At 57.3% G+C, this 19,453-nt stretch carries 14 protein-coding genes and 4 pseudogenes; 9 read left to right on the forward strand and 9 right to left on the reverse strand.

All coding sequences use genetic code 11. The annotated features are described in order from the left end of the window. Positions 1–19 precede the first annotated feature (19 nt). Positions 20–949: an AraC family transcriptional regulator gene (locus O3S81_RS11340; protein WP_269343195.1), complete on the forward strand. Its 930-nt coding sequence runs from the start codon at positions 20–22 to the stop codon at positions 947–949. Positions 950–984: 35 nt separating this feature from the next. Here O3S81_RS11340 and O3S81_RS11345 read toward each other — a convergent pair. Further along, positions 985–1,486, reverse strand: a pseudogene (locus O3S81_RS11345) (flavin reductase family protein). 151 nt (positions 1,487–1,637) lie between these two features. Next, on the reverse strand, positions 1,638–2,771 hold the full coding sequence (locus O3S81_RS11350) for an ROK family transcriptional regulator (RefSeq protein WP_269343197.1): 1,134 nt from the start codon (positions 2,769–2,771) through the stop codon (positions 1,638–1,640). A 292-nt stretch (positions 2,772–3,063) separates the two neighbouring features. On the opposite strand from O3S81_RS11350, the gene O3S81_RS11355 reads away from it, so the two are divergent. The 4 genes from O3S81_RS11355 to O3S81_RS11370 all read left to right on the forward strand — a co-directional run bounded on the left by O3S81_RS11355 (position 3,064) and on the right by O3S81_RS11370 (position 7,975). Continuing rightward, positions 3,064–4,056, forward strand: a complete 993-nt coding sequence (locus O3S81_RS11355) for an ABC transporter substrate-binding protein (protein WP_331284192.1) — start codon at positions 3,064–3,066, stop codon at positions 4,054–4,056. A gap of 113 nt (positions 4,057–4,169) precedes the next feature. Beyond that, entirely contained in the window at positions 4,170–5,255 is a 1,086-nt protein-coding gene (locus tag O3S81_RS11360) for an ABC transporter ATP-binding protein (protein ID WP_269343200.1), read from the forward strand. Further along, positions 5,252–6,937 (forward strand): ABC transporter permease, encoded by a 1,686-nt coding sequence (locus O3S81_RS11365; protein WP_269343201.1) that lies wholly within the window; start codon positions 5,252–5,254, stop codon positions 6,935–6,937. The genes O3S81_RS11360 and O3S81_RS11365 overlap by 4 nt, the downstream gene beginning before the upstream one ends. Before the next feature lie 81 nt (positions 6,938–7,018). Next, on the forward strand, positions 7,019–7,975 hold the full coding sequence (locus tag O3S81_RS11370) for a hypothetical protein (protein ID WP_269343206.1): 957 nt from the start codon (positions 7,019–7,021) through the stop codon (positions 7,973–7,975). 172 nt (positions 7,976–8,147) lie between these two features. On the opposite strand, the gene O3S81_RS11375 is transcribed toward O3S81_RS11370, so the two are convergent. The 4 genes from O3S81_RS11375 to O3S81_RS11395 all read right to left on the reverse strand — a co-directional run bounded on the left by O3S81_RS11375 (position 8,148) and on the right by O3S81_RS11395 (position 11,247). Continuing rightward, positions 8,148–8,711, reverse strand: a complete 564-nt coding sequence (locus O3S81_RS11375) for a flavin reductase family protein (RefSeq protein ID WP_269343208.1) — start codon at positions 8,709–8,711, stop codon at positions 8,148–8,150. An 11-nt stretch (positions 8,712–8,722) separates the two neighbouring features. Continuing rightward, complete coding sequence (fdxA, locus tag O3S81_RS11380) at positions 8,723–9,058, reverse strand: ferredoxin FdxA (protein ID WP_065116941.1); 336 nt, start codon at positions 9,056–9,058, stop codon at positions 8,723–8,725. A 103-nt stretch (positions 9,059–9,161) separates the two neighbouring features. Continuing rightward, entirely contained in the window at positions 9,162–9,761 is a 600-nt protein-coding gene (locus O3S81_RS11385) for a superoxide dismutase (RefSeq protein ID WP_269343210.1), read from the reverse strand. Positions 9,762–10,206: 445 nt separating this feature from the next. Next, positions 10,207–11,247 (reverse strand): aldo/keto reductase, encoded by a 1,041-nt coding sequence (locus O3S81_RS11395; RefSeq protein ID WP_269343212.1) that lies wholly within the window; start codon positions 11,245–11,247, stop codon positions 10,207–10,209. 186 nt (positions 11,248–11,433) lie between these two features. Here O3S81_RS11395 and O3S81_RS11400 point away from each other — a divergent pair, with 186 nt between their 5' ends. Next, positions 11,434–12,339 carry a LysR family transcriptional regulator gene (locus tag O3S81_RS11400; RefSeq protein WP_269343214.1) on the forward strand — a complete coding sequence of 302 codons (906 nt, stop codon included), beginning with the start codon at positions 11,434–11,436 and terminating at the stop codon, positions 12,337–12,339. Positions 12,340–12,436: 97 nt separating this feature from the next. Here O3S81_RS11400 and O3S81_RS11405 read toward each other — a convergent pair whose 3' ends face one another. After that, positions 12,437–13,222, reverse strand: coding sequence for a 2-keto-4-pentenoate hydratase (locus tag O3S81_RS11405; protein WP_269343216.1), 786 nt, complete (start codon positions 13,220–13,222; stop codon positions 12,437–12,439). Between the two features lie 191 nt (positions 13,223–13,413). Here O3S81_RS11405 and O3S81_RS11410 point away from each other — a divergent pair, with 191 nt between their 5' ends. Beyond that, complete coding sequence (locus tag O3S81_RS11410) at positions 13,414–14,598, forward strand: AGE family epimerase/isomerase (RefSeq protein ID WP_269343218.1); 1,185 nt, start codon at positions 13,414–13,416, stop codon at positions 14,596–14,598. A gap of 102 nt (positions 14,599–14,700) precedes the next feature. Here O3S81_RS11410 and O3S81_RS11415 read toward each other — a convergent pair whose 3' ends face one another. Continuing rightward, positions 14,701–16,464, reverse strand: a complete 1,764-nt coding sequence (locus O3S81_RS11415; protein ID WP_269343220.1) for an ABC transporter ATP-binding protein — start codon at positions 16,462–16,464, stop codon at positions 14,701–14,703. Positions 16,465–16,947: 483 nt separating this feature from the next. Between O3S81_RS11415 and O3S81_RS11420 the strand changes: the two are divergent. Both O3S81_RS11420 and O3S81_RS11425 read left to right on the forward strand, forming a co-directional pair. Further along, a pseudogene (locus O3S81_RS11420) lies at positions 16,948–17,058 on the forward strand (integrase core domain-containing protein); the annotation flags it as partial. Between the two features lie 74 nt (positions 17,059–17,132). Further along, positions 17,133–17,941, forward strand: a pseudogene (locus O3S81_RS11425) (IS3 family transposase); the annotation flags it as partial. A gap of 245 nt (positions 17,942–18,186) precedes the next feature. On the opposite strand, the pseudogene O3S81_RS11430 reads toward O3S81_RS11425, so the two are convergent. Further along, a pseudogene (locus O3S81_RS11430) lies at positions 18,187–19,445 on the reverse strand (IS110 family transposase). Positions 19,446–19,453 lie beyond the last annotated feature (8 nt).

Consider the following 19,453-nt stretch of genomic DNA (forward strand, 5'->3'; position numbering starts at 1 on the left):
ATTATTGATCGTCCAGGCAGTGGATCCTCTTAGCGATATCATAGATCTCTTGCGGCCAAGTGCCGCCGTTTCCAAACCTATCTCCGGCCGGGGTCGATGGGGTGTGCGTTATCGCGCCTATGACGCACCGGGTTTTGCCGTGGTTCTGGCCGGTGCGGCCTGGGTCATGATCGATGGCCGGGAGCCCTTGCGGTTGACGAGTGGTGATTTCCTGCTTTTGCCCTCCACGCCCGCCTTCTCGCTTTGCAGCGATACCGACGTCGAGTGTATTCCGGTCGAGCCGCAAGGCCGGGCGGTGCGGCATGGTGGACAGGAAGGGGAGCCTGATTTTGTCGCGCTGGGAGGAAGCTTCACGTTCGAGCGGGTCAATGCAGCGCTTCTGCTGTCGTTGATGCCCGACCTGATCCATGTGCCGACGGGTGAGGGTGGAGCATCCCGGCTGGCGCGCCTGATCGAGTTGCTATCGGAAGAATGCGCGCGCGAGGATGCAGGCAAAGAGCTGGTCATCCGGCGCATGCTGGAGGTTCTGCTGGTTGAAGTGCTGCGTCGGCCGAACGCGGGCAGTGAGGCAATTCCGGCAGGGCTGGTGAAGGGGATGCGTTTGCCCGGGCTTGCCCGTGCATTGTCCGCCATGCACGCCAATTTCCGCGCGAACTGGACCGTGGCCGAACTGGCCGGGATCGCCGGCATGTCGCGCTCGGCCTTCGCAGCGCGTTTTAATGAAATGCTCGGCTGCGCGCCGATCGAATATCTGGCCCGCTGGCGGATGGCACTTGCCAGAGACGCGCTGATGCGCGGGGTAAAGTCCCTCGATCATATCGCGGAGGAGATCGGTTATGAATCCGCCAGCGCATTCAGCACCGCTTTCCGCAGGAGAACGGGTGTCGCTCCGGGCAGCTTTGCCCGCGCCAATGGCGACAGACGCCGAAAGCAGGCGGATTTTCTCTAGCGGTTGCCGGTCATGGCGGTGAGAGCCTTTTCGGATTATCGAGACGGAGGGATGGGGTAGCGTTGATCTGTGCCAGTATAGGCGCGTTCGCTCCAGAGCAGGGCTTTGCTCAGGGGATTTTGACGGCCTCGATGATACCGCCCACGAACAGGATATGGTCTGCGGCATTGATGGAACCGGCAAGTTCGCAATCCATGGATAACAGCGCGTCGGCAAGTTTAGGGCTTCCTGATGGCCAGGTATCCCAGTCTCCAATGCTGAACCGGTCCGGGTGATTTGCCTTTCCCGCAAAGGCATCGGCAATCTCCTCCTGTCCTCTGGCCAGTGCCGCAACGGAAAATCGCCTGCTCGCGGCGATGATATCGACCATGCGGCTGCTGGCGTCGATGGAGATCATCAGCAGCGGCGGCTCTGCGCTGCGCGACATGAGGGAGGTGATTGTTCGCCCGACCCGCTCTGCGGCGTGGGCGGCCGTGGCCATGGCCACGTGAGGACAAGGCCGGCCATTGAATCCTTGAGTTCACGCGGGGAGATCATCGGAGACGCGCAGGCTTTCAGCGGAAGAAGTCACGGGACCTGCACCGGTTCAGCCTGCATAAAACTCCCATAAAAACTGTTGTCGGGTCAGGGGTGCAGGCATCCGGCAACTTAATCCGTCATTGGGCAAGAGGCTAACGACTAACAGCGGCTAAGCCCATCCCTTCAGGGCCCTGCCTGAATAATAGCTGGGCGTCGTGGCACGGTAGATCGGTATGCTGGCGGCACCGAGATGCGGCAGGTCGCTCATCATCGATTTGCGTATTTCCGGGGGCTCTACGAAGAAATCCTCGCCAAGCATTTCTAGCGACCCGATGCGCTGTACGATATGGTCAAGAATCCAGTCGGGCAGTGATCCGCCAAAAATGATGGCGCCGGGATCCATCGTTCGGGCGACGGTCAGAGCCAGCAACCGAAGCTGGTCCGTTGCCCTTTCCAGCCAGGTAACCACGGCGGGATGGTCGCAATAGCTTTCATCGATATCCTTCAAACGCCGGATATCCAACCCGTGGGCGGCCAGCGTGTCGCAAAGATCCTGTCCGGAGGGACGCGGATTTGATTTTGGAAACAGGCCACCAAACTCGCCAGCATTACCATTCGTGCCGCGATAGAGATGACGCTGCACCACGACGGCGCCGCCGATGCCATATGTCAGCCAGATCATCGCAAAGTTACGGATACTGCGGCCCGCTCCGTAATAAAGCTCGGAGAGAATGACGGTGTTGCCGTCGTTTTCATGAAAGACCGGGAAATCGAAATAGGGCTGGAAGTCCTTGTCGACGTCGATGTCGCGCCAGTTCTCGAACTGTTTGATGCGAAAGACATGGCCTCGATCGCGCTTGAAGTGGCCCGGAAAGCTGATGCCGCAGCCGAGGACATCCTTCTTTCTGATTTTAGCCTTTTCCAGCACTTGGTGGGCAGCCGTCTCGGCCATTTCCATAATGTGCTCGAAACTGTACCCTTCAAGCTCGGACCGAATTTCCTGCCTGATCGTGCCGTTGAGATCGGCGATACAGACACGCAGATCGTCTGGATTGAAATAGACCCCGAGCGTGAAAAGCCCGTTTGGATTGATTTCGATAGCAGTGGACGGTTTGCCCCGTTTGCCGTCACTGCGCGCTTCTTCTGCTTCGAGGATCAGGCCGGATTCCAGAAGATTGGCGGTCAGGCGGGTGAGGGTTGGCGCGGAGACGTCCATCTCGCGCGCGAGTTCAATGCGCGACATGCCTCCCTTGCCACGCAAGATTTCAAGCAGGCGTCGCTCATTATAGCCGAGGTCGATCAAACCATTCTCCCGGGAGACGTTACGCCGGATGAATAGCGTAAACTGCGCGATTGTACAGCAAATTTCCCAGCCTAAGCGAAACCAAGTGTTCGGGGCGAAGCCTCACGTTCGTTATAATGCCGTTGTTTATCAGCGATCTAGCGTATTCCGACTTCGGTGGAAAATTCACGCTTGACTTATTAATTTACGTAAAGAAAATAAATATTAGGCAACGAGCCGCGACGGGAAAAACAGCAAAAAAATCATGTCGCAGCGTCTCGTTTGTCAGGGAACAAAAAAACGGAGCCCCCTTATGCGTCAATCATGCACTATTTTCGCGCGCCTTTTTGCTGGCGCGGCATTCATGGCCAGTGCCGCTCTCGCCCACGCGGAAGGTACTGTCGTGGTCTATTCGGCAGCGCCGCAGCAGCTCATGGACGAGTTGCTGCCCCTGTTTGAAAAGAAGACCGGCACCAAGGTCGAGCTTGTCAAAGCCGGATCCGGCGAGCTGATGAACCGCATCAAGGCCGAAAGCGGCAAGGCGGCAGGTGATGTGATCTGGAGTGTTGATGGAACGGTGATCGATTTCTCCGCGAATCTTTTCGAACCTTACAAGCCTGTCGAAGCCGCCGCGATCAACCCAGCTTTTTCGCCAAGTGCGAACTGGGTGCCTTTCACAGCTGTCGTGACAGCCTTCATCGTCAACAAGGACGCTCTGAAAGGCGCACCGGTTCCGACATCCTGGGCCGATCTCGCCAAGCCTGAATACAAGGGCCTGATCTCCTCGGCCCGTGCTGATCAGTCCGGTTCCGCCTATATCCAGATGGCAACTGTTTTGCAGGACTTCGACAGTGAGGAGAAGGGCTGGGAGATTTATACCGGCATCCTTGGCAACTCAGTCCTATCCACCTCTTCCGGCGCCGTGCCGCGTTTTGTCAATGACGGCGAGCAGGCCGTCGGCATCACGCTTGAAGACGCCGCGCTACGTTACAAGCTCGGCAGCGCTCCGGTCGAGATTGTCTACCCAAAAGAAGGCACGGCAATTGCGCCTGACGGCATGGCACTCGTCAAGGGCGCGCCGAACACCGAAAACGGCAAGGCCTTTATCGACTTCATCGTGTCCAAGGAAGCGCAGGAAGTGGTGGTGAAAGCCGGCCGTCGCTCGGTGCGAACCGATGTTCCGGCGAACGTGGCACTTGTTCCGCTTTCGGATGTTCCTGATGCGAAATACGATTTCAAGTGGGCTTCGGACAACCGCTCGCGCCTGATGGAAAAATGGAACGAGATCCTTCTCGACGTCCAGTAAGAGCATAGGAGGGCGGCGCGTCAGGCACCGTCCCCGCTTCCCTCGTTCACATCCGCATTTTCGTTCCGTCCACCGTGGTCGCGTGCCGCGCAGGATTTGTCATGGAGCAGCACATGGCCGCCGTTGAGATTACCAGCATCAAGAAAAGTTACCGGGATGTCGTTGCCCTATCCGACATCAACATCTCCATTCCTTCGGGATCATTTTTTACGCTGCTTGGTCCGAGCGGTTGTGGAAAGACCACTCTTTTGCGAACGATCGCCGGGTTTCACCAGCAGGACAGCGGCAGCATCAGCATCGAAAGACAGGCGATCGAGCATGTGCCCGCCCATAAGCGCGATGTCGGCATGGTGTTTCAGGACTATGCGGTTTTTCCGCATATTTCCGTATTCGACAATGTTGCCTTCGGTCTGAAGCAACGCAAGGCGTCGTCCGCCGAAATCCGGGAACGCGTCGGCAAGATCCTCGATATCGTCCAGCTTGCTCCTTATGCCAAGCGTATGCCGCACGAACTTTCCGGCGGCCAGCAGCAGCGTGTAGGCCTGGCGCGCGCACTCGTCATCAATCCCAAAGTGCTTTTGATGGACGAGCCGCTGTCCAACCTCGACGCCAAACTCCGCGTGGACCTGCGGCGCGAACTGCGCGAAATCCAGCAAGCCATGAACATCACCACCGTCTATGTCACCCATGATCAGGAAGAGGCGCTTGCCATGTCCGATCTGGTTTGTGTCATGTATGGCGGTGTCATTCAGCAGGCCGCACCACCATGGGAAGTCTATAACAATCCCGCCAATCGTTTCGTCGCGTCTTTCGTTGGAGCCAATAATTTCCTGACGCTCGATCGCACGGGCGGGCAGACATCCATCTCCGGCCACAAGGTTGCAATGCCGCAAGCGGATGCGATTTCGCCGGAACGGAAGATCGTCGCTGCGATCCGCCCCGAGGCGATTTCCGTCGGTCCTTCCGCGAACGCTGTTGACGAGCGCATCGAACTGCCGGTGACCATACGCCAGGTCAGTTTCACCGGTCGGGAAATGAATGTCGCGGCCGTACTCTCGTCGGGTGAGGAGATCGAGGCAATCGCCAAGCCATCGCCAGAGATCATCGCCCTTCAACCGAATGAGAAAACGACGTTCTCCTGGTGTGCGAGCGTTTCACAGTTGTTCGGTGAGGGTGTAACCGGGGAGCGCCTGTCATGACGAATATGACTGTGACTTCAACCCCACGAAGTTTCCAGCTGCGACTGCCGGGTTTCTGGACCAGTGTGACGGTACTTGCCGTCATCCTGCTGGCGATCTTCCTGATCCTGCCGATCTTCAGCGTGTTCTTCATCAGTTTCTTCGACGCCAAAACCGGTGCATTCGGGTTCAGCAACTATGCGGAGGTGTTCACGCGGCGTTTTTATACCGTCGCACTCTGGAATACGCTGCTGATCGGCGTGCTGGGCATGCTTGGTGCGTGTCTTCTCGGTATCCCGCTTGCCTTTTGCACGTCCCGTTATCGCATCAAGGGACGCACATTCATCGCCACCTTTGCGGTACTGGTCCTTTGCGCGCCGCCCTTCATTGGTGCTTATGCCTGGATCATGCTGTTCGGTGCCAATGGTGCGGTCACCAACCTGTTGTCCTTCGCCGGCATTTCTTTGCCGACGATCTATGGGGTCCCGGGCATCGTGATGGTCTTTAGCCTGAAGTTCTTCCCGTACATCTATTTGATGACGGAGAACGCTTTGAACACCATTAACAAATCCTATGAGGATGCAGCCGAAAACCTTGGCTGCACATCATTCGAGCGTTTCTGCAAAATCACCTTGCCCTTGGTCTTTCCGGCAGTCAGCACCGGGGCGATCATCTGCTTCGTGCTATCGATCGCCGACTTCGGAACGCCGGCAATCCTCGGCAAAGGGATCCGAACGCTCTCCACCATAGCGTATGCGCAATACACTTCAGAGATGGCCGGTACGCCGACCATGGCCGTGACGATTTCGATGGTAATGATCGCGATTTCCATGGCCGCACTTCTGTTGCAGCGGCACATTCTTGCCAAGCGCCGTTACGCCAGTTCACTGACCAACCGACCGGTCAAGCAGTCAATGCGTCCGCTGAAATCATTCCTGGTGCACGGCTTCTGCTATCTGGTGGTGTTCATCGCCATGTTGCCGTCGCTCACTGTAATATACACCTCGTTCCTCGCAACCAACGGCCCAGTCTTTACCGGCGGCTTCGGATTGGACAGTTATGCCCGCATTCTGCGGGATTCCCCGCAGGCCATTGCCAACAGCTTCACCTTTGCCCTGGCTGCCGTAGTCCTTATTGCGATCGTGTCGGGCCTGCTGTCCTTCATTGTCGTTCGGCGCGACAACGCCGTCTCCGGTTCGCTGGATCTGCTATTGATGGTACCCTATCTCATTCCGGGCGTCGTCATGGCGATCGGTTACGTCACGACGTTCCGCTATCCTCCTTTTGATATTACCGGTACGGCGCTCATCATCATCCTTCTGGTGTTTATCCGCCGACTACCCTACGGCGTCCGATCCACAACATCGATCCTCCGGCAGATCAAGCCTTCGATCGAGGAGGCAGCGGTTAATCTTGGGGCTTCACCTGCAAAGACCTTCCTCTCTGTGACGGTGCCATTGATGATGCCCGGCCTGATCATCGGTTCGCTGATGAGCTTCATCACCGCCATCAACGAGCTGTCCTCGACGCTCATCCTTTATACCGCGCGCACGATTACCATGCCGGTCCTCATCTACATTCAGGTGATTGACGGGGAATTTGGCACGGCAGCGGCGCTGTCGACCGTTCTTTTGGTCAGTACAGGTATCTGCGTCTTCCTTGTTTTCCGTCTGTCGGAAGACAAGGAAGCATCCTTCGTCTGACCGCTTGACCATATCATAAAAGACCACAGCAGCGGCGACCGGCGTGTCGTCGCCTGCTCCCCTCTGCAAGGAACAGACACGATGAATATCGCGAGCTTTTCGCAATCGAAATACAAGAACGCGGCAACGCCGGGGGACGACGTGGCAATTCTTCTTCCCGGAAAGGTTCTGGCCGTTTTCGACGGTGCTACCGACCCGACCGGGGCAAATTACGGCGGGCTGAGTTCCGGCCGCATCGCAGCCCTTGCCGCCGCAAATGCAGTGGCGGAGATGAGCATCCAAGGTACTTTGCAAAATTGCGAGGCAACCGCGCTATTCCAGACCATCAGCGATATACTGAAAAGGGAGGCACAGCGCATCAATGCGAACCACCCGCCGTCCACTACTCTCGCAATCGTGGTCGATATGGGCGACAGCTTTCGGCTGCTTTTGGCTGGCGATTCCGGCGTGCGTATCAATGGCACCCGGTTGCTGCAACATGGCAAGCTCATAGACCGCGTCAGCACGTCGGCCCGCATTCACGTCTTCAAACAGCTATTCGCTCTACTCGAAGACGGTGACGCGGCGGAGGCGAAAACGCGAGCCACCATATTTTCCGGCCTGCGCGCGGCTGTGAAAGCCGGCATCATGACTATGCCCGACGCAGAAAATGTCATTGCCGCCGCTGCTGCGGCAAGCGGTCTTCAAAACGATATCGAAGCCGTCGAAGAGTTTCTGATGGGTGGCATTCGTGTCCAGCCACACTATGCAAACAGACAGGGCCATGTTCTCGGATACGCTTCGGTCAATGGCGGGGAGGTGATAGGGGAGGGCACGGTGGATCTGTCCCTTGCCAAGGATACGGTCACCAGCCTCGAAATCTTCTCCGATGGTTATCTGTCATTGCCCACCGGCATCGACGTCACAGACTGGGAAGCGGAATTTGCCCGCGTCGAGGCAGCAGATTTTCACAAGCTCAGCGACTACCCATCGGTGAAGGGATCGACAACGAGCGAATTCAGCGACGACAGGACGGTAATATGCCTGAAGGCTCGGTAAAGCATCCGCGGCGACAGGTATTTCGTCGCTGTCGGTCTTCCGCCGGTTGCGAAAACTCCCATAACCGATTGCCGGCAAGGGCAGGCTGTTATCGCCACTTTGTGGAAGCGCTAAAAGCCGATGAAAAGACGCTGTATATCTGAGCTCGCAGACGGGAAATTCTTGGATCGAGCTAGCTCCTTATCTCTGTGCCAGTATAGGAGCGGCTGCTCCAGAGCAGGGCCTTGCGTGAGGGATTCGAGGTCGATTCGGTGATGGCGCCGACGAAGAGGATATGGTCTGCGGCATCGATGGAGCCGACGAGTTCGCAGTCCATGGACAGCAGCGTATCGGCAAGCTTCGGATTGCCCGAGGGCCATGTGCTCCAGTCGCCAAGGCAGAACCGGTCCGGCAGGCTTCCCTTTCCTGCAAACATGTCGGCAATATCTTCCTGCCCTCTGGCCAGCGCTGCAACGGAAAATCCCCGGCTTGCGGCGATGAGATCGACCATGCGGCTGCAGGCATCGATGGAGATCATCAAAAGCGGCGGCTCGGCGCTGAGTGGCATGAAAGAGGTGATCGTGCGTCCGATGCGCTCTCCGGCATGGCAGGCCGTGGCCACGGCCACGGTGAATGCGAGACCTGCCATCGCGTCCTTGAATTCTCGTGGCGAGACCATCGGTGCGGCAGAGGTTTTCAGCGGAACATGCGCGTGCGTGACCACACCGCCATCGATCAGCCTGAGATTATGAGACATGCAGTGCCGGGCTAACCGCCCGCTCCCGGATTTTTCGAAAAAATGGAAAATTTGGCCGCAGCGCCATTCATGATGTCGGCATTGTCCGGCGGCGTCCTTTTCTGGTGCACGCGCGGCCAGATGCCGGAATAGTGGCGATTGAGGTCGAGCCAGACATGCAGCCCTGCCTCGGTATCCGGTCTGATTGCGGCGGCAGGACATTCCCGCTCGCAGATGCCGCAATCGATACATTGATCGGGGTGAATGACGAGCATGTTCTCGCCTTCATAAAAACACTCGACCGGGCAGACTTCCACGCAGTCCATGTATTTGCAGGCGATGCAGTTTTCGGTGACGACATAGGGCATGGGATGCTCGAATGGAGTTGCAGCCGGACGGCGGCTGTCCGGCTGCGCCTGACCCGGCCAGCCGCTCAGGGCAGCGGCGCAGGCCGGGTCGGTGGGGCTCAAATCAGAGACGGGCTGCCACTGCCTGCCAGTTCACCAGATTGTCGAGGAAGTTCTCGACATAGGCTGGACGCTTGTTGCGGAAGTCGATGTAATAGCTGTGTTCCCACACATCGCAGCCGAGAAGTGCCTTCTGGCCGAAGCATAGCGGATTGACGCCGTTTTCCGTGCGGGTGATCTTCAGTGTGCCATCGGTATCCATCACCAGCCACGCCCAGCCCGAGCCGAACTGCGATGCGCCGGCAAGGGCGAAATTCTGCTTGAACAGCGCCACTGAGCCGAAGGACTGCGTCAGCGCGTCTTCCAGCGGCCGGGGCATCGCGTGTTTTTGTGGTCCCATGATTTCCCAGAAGAGATTGTGGTTCCAGTGCTGGGAGGCATTGTTGAATATGCCGGATTGCGCCACCGCGCCCTTCTCATAGGTGCCCCGCACGATGTCCTCGAGGCTGCTTTTTTCCCATTCTGTGCCGGTAATCGCCTTGTTGAGATTATCAACATAGGCCTTGTGGTGAAGATCGTGATGGAACTTCAGCGTCTCCTCGGACATGCCCGAAGAGGCGAGCGCATCATGGGCATAGGGGAGGTCGGGAAGCTGGAAAGCCATGGGGTATCCTTTGTCAACTGTTCGCTCAAGAGCATGGAAAGAGCCTTGCGAAAACAAGGTGACAATACTTCTAGGACCTCAATCACGGTCGAGGTCAAGCGGTTTTTGAGGGATAAAATCACCAGCTGGCGGGCCTATAAAACATGCGCCTCGATGGCGCGGATTACCGCTCGCCAACCTTCACCATGGCGACCCATTCTTCGAGTGCCCTCATGATTGCCGAGCCCGCATCTTCCCTGCGGACAAATGCTCACCATGTATGCGCGTCTTGCCACACGGCGGCCATCTGCCATCCGAGCCGCTCTTTCATTCTCGGGAGCGAGACGGCGACCAAGCGCTGTACGATCGCTTTTGACCGCGACAGTTGCACGACCGGCCGCCCCCCCGTTGGTTTCTGGCGGCTGGGGCAGCTCGAAGCACCGCCACCCGCCAGTCTTAAAAAGCCCTAGCCGGTGACCGCCGGCGGGTTAAGCCGCGCAAAACCAGCCTGCCGCTGATACGGGAAATGCGGATAGGGGGCCGTCGTTTCACTGGCCTCATCCAGCCTTGCCACATGTGCGGGCGTCAACTCCCATCCCACGGCATCGAGGTTCTGGCGAAGCTGTTCCTCATTGCGTGCGCCGATGATCACGGTGGAAACAGTGGGTCGCCTGAGCAGCCAGTTGAGGGCGATCTGCGGCACGGTCCTGCCGGTTTCTTCCGCGATTGCATCCAGTGCGTCGATGACACGGTAGAGCCGGTCTTCATCCACGGGCGGGCCGAAACTCGCGGTTTCATGCAGGCGGCTGCCTTCGGGCAGGGGGGCGTTACGGCGGATTTTTCCGGTCAGTCGCCCCCATCCCAGCGGGCTCCAGACCATGGCGCCGAGGCCCTGATCCGCGCCGAGCGGCATCAGGTCCCATTCATAGTCACGGCCGATCAGGGAATAATAAACCTGGTTGACCACATAACGCGGCCAACCGTATCGATCGGCCACCGCGAGCGATTTCATGACCTGCCAGCCGGAAAAATTCGACACGCCGGTATAGCGCACCTTGCCGGACCGGACGAGCGTATCGAGCGTCGACAACACCTCTTCAACCGGCGTAAAGGCATCGAAGGCATGGAGCTGGAGAATATCGATATAATCGGTCTGGAGTCGTCGCAGCGCGTCCTCTACCGCACGCACCAGCCGGAAACGGGAGGAGCCGGCCTCGTTTGGCCCATCACCCATCGGCAGGCTGGTTTTGGTCGAGATCAGAACGCCATCCCGCTGTCCCCTGATGGCTTCGCCGAGGACCTCTTCCGACGCCCCGTTGGAATAGACATCTGCCGTGTCGAACAGGTTGACGCCGGCTCCCAGGCAGATGTCGACAAGGCGGCGGGCTTCCGTGGCGTCCGATGTGCCCCAATTGCTGAAGAGTGGGCCGGAACCGCCGAAGGTTCCCGTGCCGAAACTCAGGACCGGCACTTTCAGGCCGGATTTGCCGAGAGAGCGATATTCCATGGGGCATTCCTTTCTTGCTTCGGGAGTGGTCCGGCGCCGCGCACACGGCTGCGCCAGTCCGTCCATTCCATCATGGTGCGGCAGGTGAGGGATTGCTATGGTCCTGAACCGCCATCTGAAGATAGACGCCCGTTCTTACATGAAATAGAATGCCGAAAATAATATCACTTGTGAGATGAAGTCATCATGGCGCGACTTGAGATCAACCGGGCAGGGGAGATGGAAATCTTCGTGCGGGTCATCGAACTTGGGGGTTTTTCGCGCGCGGCCGCGGCGGCAAACATGACGCCCTCGGCAGTGAGCAAGCTGATCGCGCGGCTGGAAACACGCCTTGGGGCGCGTCTGCTCAACCGTTCCACCCGGCAGTTGCAGATAACGCCGGAGGGCTGCGCCTTTTATGAGCGGGCCACCCGCATTCTCGCTGATCTCGAAGAGGCCGAACGCGCCGCCGGTGAGGGAGAACAGCCCGTTGGCCGCGTGCGCATCAACACGAGCGCGTCCTATGCGACGCATATTCTTGCGCCCATATTGCCGCGGTTCCTGGCGCTTTATCCGGGCATCACGCTCGATATCGTCCAGACGGATCTGGTGGTCGACCTTCTCGCAGAGCGCATGGACGTCGCAGTTCGCGCCGGGCCCCTGAAAAGCTCAAGTCTCGTTGCCCGGAAACTCGGCGACACTGGGATGATCATTGCCGCCGCGCCGGATTATCTGGAGCGCTGCGGTGTACCGCAGAGCATAGCCGATCTCGAAGGGCATAATCGTCTCGGGTTTGGTTATAGCCGGTCGATCGACGGATGGCCTTTGCGGGAAGGCGGCAAGACCGTTGTCATTCCCGCGACGGGACGCGTGCAGGTCAGTGACGGCGAGGGCCTTCGCCGTCTTGCTCTCGCCGGTGTCGGGCTGGTGCGCCTTGCCGCTTTCACCGTGCGGGAGGATATTGCCGCCGGCCGGCTCGTATCTGTCCTCGATCATCTCGATGCAGGTGAAAAGGAGACGTTTCATGCGGTTTATGTCGGCCAGCGGGGGCCACTTCCCGCACGCATCCGGGCATTGCTCGATTTTCTCGGTGAATATGGGCGGGTGAAATGATGCATCGCAAAACAGGCGCCGGTTAAAGACGCGCCTGTTTTCCGTATCACGCCCGGTCATCCGGGAAATGGGATTGTGCAACCCGGTGGCAGGAAATCTATTCTTTGGGGCCCGACAGGGTGAGAGCGCCAACCGATTCCAGCCTTATGTGCGTCTTGCCAGAAAGTGTGCCCGGTATCGCACCGCAGAGGCTGCCGGTTGTCACCACGTTGCCGGCTTTCAGCATGTCGCCCGTGTTGAGTGCCGCATTGGCAAAGGCCAACAGCGGCGCCAGCGGATCGACATTCGGGTGTTTTACCGTGGCATTAAAGAGTTCCAGTGATCCCTCGGTGACGATGAGCTGCGGCAGGGCCTCGCCGTTGCCGGCAAAAACCTCCACTATGCTTTTGTCGACCTGCGGGCCGATGACGAAGCCATGGTTGGCAAGGCGGTCTGCGAGAAACAGCGGAAACGGCACCTGGTTTTTCTCCACCAATCTGTAGCGGAGAAGTTCGACACCCAGATACACCTTGTCGATATAGCGCATCAGGTCGGCTCTGCTCAGCGGAGCTTCGGCCGAGGCAGGGATATCGGCGGAGAGCGTAAAGCAGATCTCGACCTCGATGCCTTCGGTGCCCTCAAGGGGAAAAGAAGCGATATTGGCATCATCGACACGGCAGCAATCGAGCATAGGTGCCGCGACGGCCTCGCCATCCGGGCGGATTGCCAGCTTCCATCCGGCAACCGGTTTTCCCCAAGATCCGGCAAAAGCCCGCTGGACCGCCATAGCCTCTGAAAGGGTGCCGGGAATAAGGCTCTCCGCCTCAAGCATTGCAAGAGGAATTTTCGCGTCTTCATGAGCTGTTTCCGCGAAGCGCCGTGCTAGTTTTTCGATTGACGTCATTCTCAGATATGTCCCTGCTGTCTACGTCGCTAATGGTGGCACGATCTGTAGCTGTTCGCCAGCAGTTCGCGCAGATGACCGCGTTTCCACAGAGGGATAGCGATGCCGCTCCAAAATGACGGTTTGAACCTTTGTTTTCAGTGTTTCTTGTCGTATGGGTGCCACGGAAAGACCCAAACAGAGAGTACCGCATGACCGTGCAATTTCCGAATATCGCGCAGACACTTGCTGGAGAGATCGGAGCATTACGTAAATGGCTGGACAAGGACGCCCTGCCTTTGTGGTGGGAGGCGGGAGCGGCCCGCCCGGATGGCGGATTTTACGAGCGCCTCGGCCAGGATGCGAAACCGGTCTTTTCCGACGATCGCCGCGCCCGCGTGCAGCCGCGCCAGGCCTATTGTTTCGCCGCCGCCGGCCAGCATGGCTGGCAGGGGCCGTGGAAAGACGCACTCCTGCATGGCTTAACTTGGTTCGAGAAGGTCTACCGCCTCGATAACGGCCTTTACGGCAACCTTGCCGACCAGACGGGCCGGCTGATCGATCCCTCCTTCGATCTCTACAATCAGGCTTTCGCGCTGTTCGCCGCAGCACAGGCGGCCGCGAGCCTTCCTGAACGCCGGGACGAGATGCGTGTCAGGGCACTTGATATCCTCGCCATTCTCGAGCGCGACTACAGACACCCCATTGCAGGCTTCGAGGAGGAAAACCCGCCGCGCGCACCGCTCTGTTCTAATCCGCACATGCATCTTTTCGAGGCGATGCTGGCATGGGAAGAACAGGATCCGGATGGTCCGTGGTCGGCGCTGGCCGACGAGATCGCCGACCTGGCGCTCACCCGCTTCATCGATGGCGGCAATGGTGGCCTGCGCGAATTCTTCGGCCATGACTGGAAACCCTACGAGGGCGAGAAGGGCCGCATCATGGAGCCGGGCCACCAGTTCGAATGGGCCTGGCTTCTGGTGCGCTGGGGCAGCCTGCGCGGTAATGGCGAGGCGATTGAAAAGGCCAAGAGACTGTTCGAAATCGGCGAAGGGCATGGCATCTGCCCGCGCCGCAAGGTGGCGGTGATGAGCCTCTTTGACGATTTTTCGGTGCATGACGGGCAGGCGCGGCTGTGGCCGCAGACGGAATGGCTGAAGGCGGCGGTGCGGCTGGCGAGCGTCACGAATGGCGAGGAGCGACAGCGTTACCTCACCTCCGGCCTTAGGGCCATCGGCGCGCTGCAGCCTTTCCTCGACACGCCGGTCAAGGGTCTGTGGTTCGACAAATGGCCGGCCGACAGGCCGATGCTCGACGAGCCGGCACCGGCAAGCACGTTTTATCACATCGTCTGCGCCATCTATGAGGCCGAGGCCGTGCTGGCGACGGCTAATTAATACTGGACCACCGAGCAACCAGATAATCACCCGTCACTGTGCCGCAATCAAGCGATCCACCGACGCCGCTAGTGGCGTCGCGTTGTCACTTGGGTTTGGTGATCACGCGACATCCGCGTCGAACTGGATGCTGTGAAGCCGCTTGTAGAGACCATCATTCGCCAGCAATTCACGGCGGCTTCCCTGCTCGACCACTTCGCCATTGTCCATAACGACGATCTTGTCGGCGCGATTGATGGTGGAGAGGCGATGGGCGATGACTATTGAAGTCTTGTTCAGCGTCAATCGCTCCAGTGCATCGCGCACGAGAGACTCGGATTCGGAATCCAGCGCACTCGTCGCTTCATCTAGGATCAAGATATCCGCGTCCCGAAGCATTGCCCGCGCAATCGCCACACGCTGGCGCTGGCCGCCCGACAGTCCAGAACCGTTTTCGCCCAGCTTTGTGTCATATCCGTCCTGCATCTTCATGATGAAATCATGCGCATTTGCAGCCTTAGCTGCGGCAATGATCTCTTCCTCAGTGGCGCCGTCACGACCAACGGCGATATTGTGCTTGATCGTCCCAGAGAACAGGAAAGTTTCCTGCCCGACATAGGAGACATGTTCCCGCAGGCTCGCGAAGGAGACATCGCGCAGGTCCATACCGTTGATTTCGACGTAGCCGTTTTGCGGATCGTAAAGACGCATCATGAGGTTGATGATGGTTGATTTGCCGCTGCCGGAGGGGCCGACCAGCGCCGTCATCTTACCGCCTTCGAAAAGAACACTCACATCCTTCAGTACCGGTTGGCCCGAAACATATTCGAAGCTGACGTTTTTGAGTTCGACATCGCCGCTTGCCTTCGGAAGGGCGACTGCGTCTTTCTTCTCGGTCAACGTAAGAGGGGCATCCAGCACTTCGAACATCATACGCACGCCGATCATGCCTCCTTCAATTTGTACGCGCATCCGTGCAAGGCGTTTCGCGGGTTCATAAGCGAGCAGAAGTGCTGTGATGAAGGCCATTAGATCCCCTGGCGATCCGCCTTTTTCAAGCACCGTATATCCGGAAACAGCAATGACAACGGCAATAGCGAGGCCTGACAAAGTCTCCATGATAGGGCTTGTCGCTGCCTCGAGTTTTGCGATTCCATTGGAACGTTGCTCCACATCGGACACTGCTTTGTTCATGCGTTGACGCATCAATCTCTCTAGGGAGAAAGCCTTGATGACACGTACACCGATGCTCGTTTCTTGAACGACGTTTACGATCTCACCGAGAGAAGCAAGTTCGGCTTCCATAATTTTCCGAACGCGACGCAAGAGGATCCGAACGCTGAATATAGCGATCGGGCCAATAATCATAGAAATCGCACTTAGAAGAAAATTTTGTGCGAACATCACGATAACGAGCCCGATAAGGGAGAATAGATCACGGACGAACGATGTAACGATCGTATCGATAACGCTTCGAGCCGCTTGCGCGTTATAAGTAACGCGCACCAATAGCTCGGATGACGGTAAATTTTGAAAAAAAGAAACCCCTTGAAGAAGTAATCGATCGTAAATCTTACGTTGTTGCTCGGCAACGATGCTGTTGCCTGCTTTGCTAAGGTAAAAACTTTGAACGAATGTCGCGATGCCTTTGACAATGAATATAGCTGCGACCGCGAATGCTATCTCCAGAACAACGTCAAATCCTTGCTTTAGATACACGCTATTTACAATATCACGCATTATCCAAGCGCTGAGCGAGGTCGTTGCGGCTACCACCAGCATCGCCAAAATGGCGAAAGAATACCATCCGACGTGCTTTTTGAAGTTTTCTTTGAAAAGTCGCACAAGCAACTTTTTGTCGTCTGGCGACAAAAAAGATCCAATCACTGGGTCGTCCTTAAGAATTCGATGCTCAGGTTACATCTGCACAAATCAGAGAAGTCGTAACAAATCGCATTGTGTTGTTGTTCGCTTATTTGCTGAAACTTCTTAGTGTCGCCCATCTGACATAACTCTGCCTAATATCTTTGCCGCTCATTCAACGCTTTTAAGGCAGACGTGATAGGTCAACAATTTGTCATCGCTCCATTATGGTGCGCTGCAGGGAGCTTATCATGGAAGCAAATAGTCATGTCGCGCTTGCGTGTCAATGTCGAGTGTGCGGACGCGAATTCCCGTGAAACAATGAAGCCGCGACTTGCCGCAGGGTTCGATACCATCATCGCGTCGCGCGACAACCCCAAAGACCATCGTTACTGACAACCGAAGCGAGATGACGAGCTGACCTTTCTTAGAAGATGTCAGGGCACGCACGTCAAATCACATTGAATCTTCCAGGGTGGCTAATGCGAAACTGCTTAACCAAAAGCCGTCACACTTGACTTCTCACGCCCTAGCAAACCGACCGATAATGCATTCATCGAGGCGTTCAACGGCCGCTTCCGGGCAGAATGCCTGAACCAACATTGGTTCCTTGCTCTGATCCCCAAAAACTGGATCGTTTTTGATTGGAGTTTTTCGCGCTAGATTCCCGGCTGGGAACAGGAGCGGAAGCAATGAAAGCATCGAATTTTTCGGACGCGCAGAAGGCGTTCATTCTCAAGCAGGGTGATGATGGCGTGCCGGTGGCTGAGATTTGCCGGAAAGCTGGAATTAGCCAGGCGACCTATTTTAATTGGCGCAAGAAGTATGCGGGTCTACTGCCCGACGAGATGCGCCGATTAAAGGCTCTGGAAGATGAGAATTCCAGGCTCAAGAAGATCGTCGCGGATCTGACACTGGACCGCGAGATGTTGCAGGACGTCATCCGCCGAAAGCTCTGAGGCCTGTCCGGAGGCGCAAGCTGATCGACGGGATGTTGGTGGATTGGGGCATATCGATCCGACGGGCCTGCCAGGCGCTGAAGTTCGACACGTCGACCTACCACTACAAGTCCCGTCGCACCGAACAGGCCCCACTCGAGAGACGCATCAAGGAGATTTGCGAGACACGCGTGCGCTATGGCTACCGACGTGTCCATGTCCACTTGCGCCGCGATGGATGGAAGATCAATATGAAGAAGACGCGCAGGATTTACAGCGAGTTAGGCCTTCAGCTGCGCAACAGGCATCCCAAGCGTCGGGTGAAGGCAAAGCTCAGAGACGATCGCCAGGAGGCGGTCGGGCCGAACGATGTCTGGGCGATGGACTTTGTTCACGACCAGCTCGCGGCCGGCAAGAAGCTACGCATCCTGACTGTGGTCGACACGCACTCGCGCTACTGCCCCGCCACCGACGCACGGTTCACCTATCGCGGTGAGGATGTGGTTCAGACGCTGGAGCGTATCTGCAAGGGCACGGGCTATCCCAAAACGATCAGGGTCGACAACATCCTATATTCGGAATAAAGCGCCGTTTTGGCAGCAGGTCGTTATCGCATCGGTCTCCCTATGCGTTTGGATTATGATGTAGGCCCGGCCGATCGTCAACGAACGGTCTCTCCCATAACAAACACAGAGTACGCATAATCGCGGCTCTCACCGTCCTTAAGACGAGATCCTTTTGCCGTCGAGCGGAAGGCCTGAACATTATCTACGAGGTCGCTGAGCCACTCAGCGCCTCCACGGCCCTGTCAGAGAAGGGTCCTTCCGCTGTGGATCGTCCCTTCAAAGAAGGGGCGATAGGGTTCACCACTTTTGACAACCGCATGCACGGTGCGAGCTATCTTGGCGGCGATTGCTGTTGACGCCTTGCGACGCAAATGGGGATTGTGGCGGTCCTTGGTGATGTATCGCTCGAATTTGTCGCGGAAGCTGTTGGCGCGCTGCAAAATCGCGACTTGAGTTGCCATCCATAAGGTCCGCCTCAGGCGAGCATTGCCGTACTTGGACAACTTCGTCTGGCCTCGAAACATTCCTGACTGGATTGTCGAAAGATCCGTGCCGCAAAACTTCAGGAACTGGCGATGGTGTTGAAAACGGCGCAGGTCTCCGGCCTCTGCCAAAATCGTCAAAGCATTGATCGGGCCGATACCGGGGATTGTGCATAAGAGTTGGTAATCAGGATTGTCCTTCAGCATGGCGACCGCACGCGCCTCGATTTGATTACGGTGGGCGATCAGGCTTCTGCCCTGGGCCAAAACCATACGGAACATGCCGATTGCGTCGGAGTCAGGTGCAACCGGAAGGCCGATTGAACGGGCGGACGTGGCGTAAATATCTGCCAGCAAACGCTCTTTGCCAACCTTACGTCCCACGACATCCCAGGCAGCTTCGATGAAAGCCTCCTTGCTCATGGCCGCGATGAAGTGCGGAGACGGAAACAGTTCGAGGAAGGGGAAGAACCAGTCGCTGCGTGAACTGCGATGAAAGCGATCCGCTTCAGGAAAATACAATGGCAGGTAATGTGTCAGGATCCGATGCCACAGTTCGGTCTTCGACCTGGAGACCATATCGTGGGTCTTCGACAGTTCCTGAATGTCATTGGTGCCGCGCATCAATGGGTCATGGTAAAATTGTTCGGCGCCAATGGTCATCATGTGGAGGATAACCTGGGCATCCTTGGGATCATTTTTATCCCAGGAATTATACAATGCCTCTCTGGTTCGGGCCAGCGCGATCGACGAGATCAGTTTGACGTCGAAGCCGGCGGAGCCGAGCTGGTATGCCAATGCGCGGTGATAGTTTCCCGTTGCCTCAAAGGCAACGCGAACAGGACGTTGATAGTTGCGGAGTAAGCCGATGAGGCGATTAAATTCATCGAGATTATTGAGAACGCTTACCCGCGGCGGCGGTTTTTGCGCGGCGCTTCGATCAGAACTTCATGGCGCTCTTTGGAAACATCGATAGCTGCCAGGACGGGAGCGGATGCGGTAGTGTCATAAACGGTCATAGCCGGTC

The organism is Agrobacterium sp. SOY23 (assembly GCF_027212525.1).
Classification (GTDB): domain Bacteria; phylum Pseudomonadota; class Alphaproteobacteria; order Rhizobiales; family Rhizobiaceae; genus Agrobacterium; species Agrobacterium tumefaciens_I.

What these genes read in the sequence shown, in the direction of transcription:
- O3S81_RS11355 (WP_331284192.1), top strand. Translation starts at nt 3,064, where the DNA reads ATGCGTCAATCATGCACTATTTTCGCGCGCCTTTTTGCTGGCGCGGCA.
- O3S81_RS11360 (WP_269343200.1), top strand. Translation starts at nt 4,170, where the DNA reads ATGGCCGCCGTTGAGATTACCAGCATCAAGAAAAGTTACCGGGATGTC.
- O3S81_RS11365 (WP_269343201.1), top strand. Translation starts at nt 5,252, where the DNA reads ATGACGAATATGACTGTGACTTCAACCCCACGAAGTTTCCAGCTGCGA.
- O3S81_RS11370 (WP_269343206.1), top strand. Translation starts at nt 7,019, where the DNA reads ATGAATATCGCGAGCTTTTCGCAATCGAAATACAAGAACGCGGCAACG.
- O3S81_RS11375 (WP_269343208.1), bottom strand. Translation starts at nt 8,711, where the DNA reads ATGTCTCATAATCTCAGGCTGATCGATGGCGGTGTGGTCACGCACGCG.
- fdxA (WP_065116941.1), bottom strand. Translation starts at nt 9,058, where the DNA reads ATGCCCTATGTCGTCACCGAAAACTGCATCGCCTGCAAATACATGGAC.
- O3S81_RS11385 (WP_269343210.1), bottom strand. Translation starts at nt 9,761, where the DNA reads ATGGCTTTCCAGCTTCCCGACCTCCCCTATGCCCATGATGCGCTCGCC.
- O3S81_RS11395 (WP_269343212.1), bottom strand. Translation starts at nt 11,247, where the DNA reads ATGGAATATCGCTCTCTCGGCAAATCCGGCCTGAAAGTGCCGGTCCTG.
- O3S81_RS11400 (WP_269343214.1), top strand. Translation starts at nt 11,434, where the DNA reads ATGGCGCGACTTGAGATCAACCGGGCAGGGGAGATGGAAATCTTCGTG.
- O3S81_RS11405 (WP_269343216.1), bottom strand. Translation starts at nt 13,222, where the DNA reads ATGACGTCAATCGAAAAACTAGCACGGCGCTTCGCGGAAACAGCTCAT.
- O3S81_RS11410 (WP_269343218.1), top strand. Translation starts at nt 13,414, where the DNA reads ATGACCGTGCAATTTCCGAATATCGCGCAGACACTTGCTGGAGAGATC.